Origin of the sequence: uncultured Rothia sp. (assembly GCF_937976295.1) — a bacterium.
Classification (GTDB): Bacteria; Actinomycetota; Actinomycetes; order Actinomycetales; family Micrococcaceae; genus Rothia.
Genome location: NZ_CALJRY010000309.1, coordinates 1 through 1,102 on the forward strand (window position 1 = coordinate 1; position 1,102 = coordinate 1,102).

2 protein-coding genes are annotated in these 1,102 nt (G+C 55.8%); one reads left to right on the forward strand and one right to left on the reverse strand.

Annotated features, from left to right (window positions below; all coding sequences use genetic code 11):
* Positions 1–235 precede the first annotated feature (235 nt).
* Positions 236–775, forward strand: a complete 540-nt coding sequence (locus Q0216_RS08215) for an adenylyltransferase/cytidyltransferase family protein (RefSeq protein WP_298594437.1) — start codon at positions 236–238, stop codon at positions 773–775.
* Positions 776–899: 124 nt separating this feature from the next.
* On the opposite strand, the gene Q0216_RS08220 is transcribed toward Q0216_RS08215, so the two are convergent.
* On the reverse strand, positions 900–1,102 hold a 203-nt coding region (locus tag Q0216_RS08220), incomplete at its 5' end, for a DUF2505 family protein (RefSeq protein WP_298594439.1).

Below are 1,102 nucleotides of genomic sequence, written 5' to 3' on the forward strand. Positions count from 1 at the left end.
GTGACTTCTGACTAACAGAGGCCACTGAAGAGCGGGTATCCTTCCGGGGTGATTGGCGCGACTTTCACGATAAGCCTGCCGCGGAACTGAGCGGTGCTAGAATTAGGCTGGTGCCTGCAGATCACGGCTTTTCCCTCCCTAAATGCCCCTTGTTTTCATCCAAGAAACAGGGAACGGACAAGCGCTAGAGGTGCCACCAAAAATTTCATTATTCAGTCACCCACGAGAGAACCCCATGACCATCGGATACGCCGCCGGCGCCTACGACCTTTTCCACGTCGGCCACCTGAACATCCTGCGCCAAGCAAAAGCGAACTGCGACCACCTCATCGCCGGGGTGGTTCACGACGACGTGCTGGAACAAACCAAAGGCCGCCGACCCGTCATCCCGATTGAAGAACGCGCCGAAATCGTCAGCCACATTAGCTACGTGGACGAGGTGCATATTGAGACTAACCCGGATAAACTACATACCTGGTCTCAGAAGCCCTTTGACGTGTTCTTCAAAGGCGACGACTGGAAGGGAACCCCGCAGGGCCTCGCCCTCGAAAAACGTTTCGCAGAGGTCGGCGTGAGCGTGCACTACTTCCCCTATACGGAGCACACCTCAAGCACCAAGCTCCGCAAAGTTGTTGACCTGCTAGAAGCTGAGCACGACCTGCGTGTTGAGATGCGTCGCTTCGCCGAACTTCTTGGTGACCGTGCCTATCATGAGGCGGTAGTCGCCGCTAAAGCAGAGGCCCCCGTGGGAGCGGCAGAAGCCGAAGCATCCTAAAGCCCCATCGGTCGTTAGCATTCAGTACCCAACATAAAAAGGCTCTTTATTCGAATAAAGCGGGTTTTTCGCCGCTTCATTCACATAAAGAGCCTTTTTAGCAGGTAGACTAGCAGACCAGTAATTAACCCTGCTGAGCGGTCCACTTCTCAGCCGAGGTACCAAGAACCTTGAGCACGCGACCAACCTGAGGTTCGGCAGCGGCAGCAATCTTCTTGCCCACCAGCGGAATCGAGCAGGAGACCTCACCATTGACGTCCACACGTGCCTGGCTGTCGCTCACAGGAGTGAGGGTCTGGGTAGCCTGTGCGCTTACAGGCATACCGC

Bases quoted from the DNA above. Each gene is read 5' to 3' on its own strand.
- Q0216_RS08215 (WP_298594437.1), top strand. From the start codon at position 236: ATGACCATCGGATACGCCGCCGGCGCCTACGACCTTTTCCACGTCGGC.